This is a genomic window from Skermanella sp., assembly GCF_059503625.1.
In genome coordinates, this window is record NZ_JCACHA010001091.1 from 1 (window position 1) to 5591 (window position 5591).

Below are 5591 nucleotides of genomic sequence, written 5' to 3' on the forward strand. Positions count from 1 at the left end.
ATGGTTACGTCGATCGTGTCCGTGCTGACCGGGATCCCGGTGCGTAAAGATGTCGCCATGACTGGCGAGATCACTTTGCGCGGCCGGGTGCTGCCGATCGGTGGTCTGAAGGAGAAGCTTCTGGCCGCTCTGCGGGGCGGTTTGAAGACGGTTTTGATCCCGAAAGACAACGAAAAGGACTTGGCCGAGATCCCGGAGAATGTGAAGAAGGGTCTTCAGATCATTCCGGTAAGCATGGCGGATGATGTTCTCCACCATGCGTTGACACAGACGCTGGTCCCAATCGAATGGAGCGAGCCATCGGAGTCGACGAAGGTGGCGCCACCGGTGGCCGATGGTGACCACGAGGAAGTAATTCGCCATTGAGATCGTCCCTGGAAACCGCATAAATTCCCTCAACCGCCGTACCCTGTATTTGTCCGGGTGCGGCGGTGTCGGTATACACTTTCCGCGCGAGGATTGAGCCGGAGGGTTCAAGCTTTGTTTATGCGGTTTTCCAAGGGGGGCTCACCAGTGAACAAGAACGATCTCGTTGCGCTTGTGGCGGATGCGGCAGGGCTGTCTAAGATAGATGCCACCAAGGCCGTCGATGCTGTCTTCGACGGCATCATCCAGTCGCTCAAGAAGGGCGAAGAAGTCCGCCTCGTCGGCTTCGGGACCTTTGACGTATCCGACCGTGCGGCTTCCGAGGGACGCAACCCGCGGACTGGCGAGAAGATCAACATCCCTGCTTCGAAACAGCCGAAGTTCAAGGCCGGCAAGACCTTGAAGGGCGCACTGAATTAAGGCTTCCAAGCCGAAACTGGAAACCGGCCGCCCGCCTCGTCGGGCGGCCGGTTTCTTTTTGACCCTGTCAGTCCCAGGAGCGGAGCCTGAGTCGCTCTGATCGCGGAGAAGACGATTTCACCGTCTTGTTTGTCCCGCTGAAGATTGCTAGAAGCGGTTCGACAAGGATGGGCGATTAGCTCAGCGGTAGAGCGTCTCGTTTACACCGAGAGGGTCGGCGGTTCGAACCCGTCATCGCCCACCATCCAACCTCCCAGTACTGCTTCAGCGACTTGCGGTTTCGCCAACCCGTCCCCCGCGTCAGGGTGCGGTTTATTGGCGCACGTCGTCCTTGCCCGATACCCGTCGACAGCCTCTCGAACCGCCCATTCCGTTTGAGAAACAGACAGGTCTAGCAAAGAACCTCGCTTTCTTTTCGTTCGGCCATTGACAGGGACAGGGCCATGTCGTACTTACCGGCCACCAAGACGCGGGTGTAGCTCAGTTGGTTAGAGCGCCGGCCTGTCACGCCGGAGGCCGCGGGTTCAAGTCCCGTCACTCGCGCCATTTTCCTTCGAAAACCTGAAGAAATTCAAACGCTCAGCGCAAGCTATGGGGCGTTTTCGCCGTTCGAAAATTCGCCTAATTGTCTTTCCTTGATCTCCCTTTCAGCCTATATTCGCCCCTGCCCGACGGGTCGGGTAACCAATTGAAAAACTGCCAAGCTGGCTTGGAGTCGGCCATCACGAGCCGGGCTCGTCATGCTAAAAGCAGTCTCATGCGAGGAGCGTTATGGCCAATCCGCTGGTCGTCGAGTATCTGCCGATCCTGATCTTCCTTGGGATCGCGATGGTCATCGCAGGTGCCGCTGTTGGGGCATCATTCCTGGTGGCTTCACAGAAGCCGGACAGCGAGAAGGTTTCCGCTTACGAATGCGGCTTCGAACCGTTCGACGATGCCCGCAGCAAGTTCGATGTGCGGTTCTATCTGGTCGCCATTCTATTCATCATTTTCGACCTCGAAGTTGCGTTTTTGTTCCCATGGGCCATATCCCTTGGTGACATCGGATTGTTCGGTTTCTGGTCGATGGTCGTGTTCCTCGGCGTGCTGACCATCGGCTTCATCTATGAATGGAAGAAAGGAGCGCTGGAATGGGAGTGACTTCCACCCAGCCGTCCGTGAGCCAGGGCACGGCTCCCGGCCAGACGTCCTCCGGCCTGATCTTGCCGGGCAAGGGAGCGCCTCTTGCGCCCGGCCCGGACCAGGATGCCTATCTGAAGACGGTCACCGACGAAGTGCAGGACAAGGGCTTTGTCGTCGCACAGTTGGATTCGCTGCTCGACTGGGCACGGACCGGGTCGCTTTGGCCAATGACCTTCGGACTGGCTTGCTGCGCCGTGGAGATGATCCACGCCTACATGCCTCGCTACGACCTTGACCGCTTCGGCGTCATTCCTCGTCCGAGCCCGCGTCAAAGTGACGTGATGATCGTGGCGGGGACTTTGTGCAACAAGATGGCGCCGGCGCTTCGTAAGGTATACGACCAGATGGCCGAGCCGCGGTGGGTGATCTCGATGGGATCCTGCGCCAACGGCGGTGGCTACTATCACTATTCCTACTCGGTGGTGCGCGGCTGCGATCGTATCGTCCCGGTCGACATTTATGTTCCCGGTTGTCCGCCGACTGCTGAAGCCCTGGTCTATGGGATTCTGCAGCTCCAGAAGAAGATCAAGCGCGGCAATCGCATCGCGCGTTAAGCAAGGCAGTCCCGGATCATGAGCGACCAAGCGCTTCAGGAAGTGAGCGATCATCTACAGGCGCGCCTGGCTGATACCTTGATATCCGCCGGTATCGAACTTGGCGAGCTGATCATAACCGTACAGCGCGCATCGATCGTTCGCGTGATGAAATTTTTGCGCGACGACTCGAACTGTCAGTTCAAGCAGCTGATCGATCTGTGCGGCGCCGACTATCCGTCACGCGAAGAGCGTTTCGAGGTGGTCTATAATCTGCTCAGCCTGAAGCATAACCTGCGTATCCGAGTGAAGGTGAACACCGACGAAGATACACCCGTACCGTCCCTGGCGGAGGTCTACAGCGCAGCTCCCTGGTTCGAGCGCGAAGCTTGGGACCTGTATGGCATCTTCTTCTCGGATCACCCCGATCTGCGTCGTATCCTGACCGACTATGGCTTCGAAGGGCATCCTCTTCGCAAGGATTTCCCGATGACCGGTTACGTGGAACTACGCTACGACGACGAGCAGAAGCGGGTCGTCTACGAGCCGGTCAAGCTGACGCAGGATTTCCGCTCGTTCGATTTCCTCAGCCCGTGGGAGGGCATGACGAACGTCATGCTCCCGGGCGATGAAAAGGCTGAAGCCCCGACAGGTGCTACCCAGCCGGGGAGCAACAAGTAATGCCTACCGCTACAACCGCCGCCGAATCGAAGATCAAGCCATTCACCATGAATTTCGGGCCGCAGCACCCTGCGGCCCACGGGGTTCTTCGCCTCGTGCTCGAGATGGACGGCGAAGTGGTCGAGCGGGCCGATCCTCATATCGGCCTGCTGCATCGTGGCACCGAGAAGCTGATCGAGTACAAGACCTACATCCAGGCGACTCCCTACTTCGACCGCCTGGATTACGTCTCGCCGATGTGTCAGGAGCATGCATTCGCACTTGGCGTGGAGAAGCTGCTCCATATCACGCCGCCGCCTCGTGCTCAGTACATTCGCGTGATGTTCAGCGAAATCACCCGGATACTGAACCACCTGCTGAACATCACGACTTACGCGCTCGACGTCGGTGCGATCACGCCGTCCCTGTGGGGCTTCGAAGAGCGTGAGATACTGATGGAGTTCTACGAGCGCGTCAGCGGCGCCCGGCTTCATGCCAACTACTTCCGTCCCGGCGGCGTCGCTCTCGACATGCCGGCAGGCCTCGCCGACGATATCTGGGCCTATACCGAGCGCTTTCCGAAGTTCATGGACGACTTGGAAGGGCTGCTTTCGGAGAACAGGATCTTCAAGCAGCGTACCGTCGACATCGGCATCGTCAGCGAGCAGGAGGCTCTGGATTGGGGCTTTACCGGACCTATGCTGCGCGCATCGAACGTAGCCTGGGACCTGCGCAAGGCGCAGCCCTACGATGTCTATGACCAGATGGACTTTGACATTCCCGTCGGATTGACCGGCGATTGTTACGCCCGCTATCTCGTCCGGATGGAGGAGATGCGCGAGTCGAACAAGATCATCCGTCAGTGCCTGGAAAAAATGCCTGACGGACCGGTGAAGGTGCAGGACCACAAGATCGCTCCGCCGCGCCGCGGCGAAATGAAGCGGTCGATGGAAGCCCTCATCCATCACTTCAAGCTCTATACCGAAGGCTACCACGTACCGGCCGGAGAAACCTATACGGCGGTCGAGGCGCCCAAGGGTGAGTTCGGGGTGTACTTGGTGTCCGATGGAACCAACAAGCCGTATCGCTGCAAGATCCGCGCTCCCGGTTTCGCCCACCTCCAGGGTCTCGATTTCATGTCGAAGGGCCACATGCTGGCGGATACGGTGGCGATCATCGGGTCCATGGATGTCGTGTTCGGAGAAATCGATCGATGAGTGCAAACGGAACGGCCGCTCCCGAGGGCCCGAAGGAATTCGCCTTCAAGCCAGAGTACCTGGAGCGTGCCAAACACATCATCGCGAAGTACCCGCCCGGCAAACAGGCCAGCGCCGTGATGCCTCTGCTCGATCTGGCGCAGCGCCAGAACGACAATTGGCTGCCGCGGGTGGCGATGGACTACGTCGCGGACATGCTCGAAATGCCGCGCATCCGCGTGTACGAGGTCGCAACCTTCTATACGATGTACAATCTGAAGCCGGTGGGTAAGCACTTCGTCCAGGTCTGCACGACGACGCCCTGCTGGCTCCGGGGTTCGGACGAAGTCGTCAAGGCTTGCGAACGCAAGCTTGGCATCGGCTTGGGTGAGACCACGCCGGACGGTCAGTTCACGGTCATCGAAGTCGAGTGCCTGGGCGCCTGCGTCAATGCGCCGATGGTTCAGATCAACGATGACTACTACGAGGATCTCGACGGCCCGAGCACCGAAAAGCTGCTGGACGCGCTCGCCCGTGGCGAACGTCCGGTCGCCGGTCCGGTAAGCGGGCGCCAGACGTCCAGTCCGGCCGGAGGGCTAACCTCGCTCAAGACGCCCGTGCCGAAGTCGAACTCGGCGCAGACGGCAAGTTCCACCCAGGGCGATGACTGAGGGGTTGTGATGCTTCGGGACGAAGACCGCATTTTCACCAATCTCTACGGCTTCGAGGACTTCGGGCTGGAGGCCGCACGGGCGCGGGGCGATTGGGATAATACCAAGGACCTGATCCTGAAGGGCAGGGACTGGATCATCAACGAGACCAAGGAGTCGGGTCTGCGCGGCCGTGGTGGCGCCGGCTTCTCCACCGGCCTCAAGTGGTCCTTCATGCCCAAGCAGACGGGCGCACGGCCGCATTATCTGGTGATCAACGCCGACGAGGGCGAGCCCGGTACCTGCAAGGACCGGGATCTGATGCGCCACGATCCGCATAAGCTGATCGAGGGCTGTCTGATCGCCAGCTTCGCGATCGGTGCCAACGCCTGCTACATCTACATCCGCGGCGAATTCTACAACGAAAGCTCCAACCTTCAGCGGGCGATCGACGAGGCATACGCGGCCGGTCTGATCGGCAAGAACGCTTGCGGCTCCGGCTGGGACTTCGATCTGTATCTGCATCGCGGTGCCGGCGCCTATATCTGCGGCGAGGAAACCGCGCTGATCGAAAGCCTGGAAGG

7 protein-coding genes, 2 tRNA genes and 1 pseudogene are annotated in these 5591 nt (G+C 59.5%); all 10 read left to right on the forward strand.

Features of this window, described 5'->3' with window-relative positions; translation table 11 throughout:
• A partial coding sequence (locus AC5JJ6_RS39255; RefSeq protein WP_496047246.1) for a S16 family serine protease occupies positions 1 to 366 on the forward strand: 366 nt, incomplete at its 5' end.
• A gap of 147 nt (positions 367 to 513) precedes the next feature.
• The gene (locus AC5JJ6_RS39260) at positions 514 to 786 is read left to right on the forward strand and encodes an HU family DNA-binding protein (protein ID WP_496047247.1); all 273 of its coding nucleotides are present in this window, start codon (positions 514 to 516) and stop codon (positions 784 to 786) included.
• Positions 787 to 955: 169 nt separating this feature from the next.
• Positions 956 to 1030: transfer RNA gene (locus tag AC5JJ6_RS39265), tRNA-Val, on the forward strand.
• 225 nt (positions 1031 to 1255) lie between these two features.
• Positions 1256 to 1332, forward strand: a tRNA-Asp gene (locus tag AC5JJ6_RS39270).
• 225 nt (positions 1333 to 1557) lie between these two features.
• A complete protein-coding gene (locus AC5JJ6_RS39275) occupies positions 1558 to 1926 on the forward strand; it encodes an NADH-quinone oxidoreductase subunit A (protein WP_044426138.1) in 369 nt (122 codons plus the stop codon).
• On the forward strand, positions 1917 to 2522 hold the full coding sequence (locus AC5JJ6_RS39280) for a NuoB/complex I 20 kDa subunit family protein (protein ID WP_496047248.1): 606 nt from the start codon (positions 1917 to 1919) through the stop codon (positions 2520 to 2522). Before AC5JJ6_RS39275 ends, AC5JJ6_RS39280 begins: the two co-directional genes overlap by 10 nt.
• 18 nt (positions 2523 to 2540) lie before the next feature.
• Positions 2541 to 3182: an NADH-quinone oxidoreductase subunit C gene (locus tag AC5JJ6_RS39285; RefSeq protein ID WP_496047249.1), complete on the forward strand. Its 642-nt coding sequence runs from the start codon at positions 2541 to 2543 to the stop codon at positions 3180 to 3182.
• Positions 3182 to 4378, forward strand: a complete 1197-nt coding sequence (locus AC5JJ6_RS39290) for an NADH-quinone oxidoreductase subunit D (protein WP_496047250.1) — start codon at positions 3182 to 3184, stop codon at positions 4376 to 4378. Before AC5JJ6_RS39285 ends, AC5JJ6_RS39290 begins: the two co-directional genes overlap by 1 nt.
• Complete coding sequence (nuoE, locus tag AC5JJ6_RS39295; protein ID WP_496047251.1) at positions 4375 to 5028, forward strand: NADH-quinone oxidoreductase subunit NuoE; 654 nt, start codon at positions 4375 to 4377, stop codon at positions 5026 to 5028. The genes AC5JJ6_RS39290 and nuoE overlap by 4 nt, the downstream gene beginning before the upstream one ends.
• A 9-nt stretch (positions 5029 to 5037) precedes the next feature.
• Positions 5038 to 5591: pseudogene (locus tag AC5JJ6_RS39300) on the forward strand (NADH-quinone oxidoreductase subunit F); the annotation flags it as partial.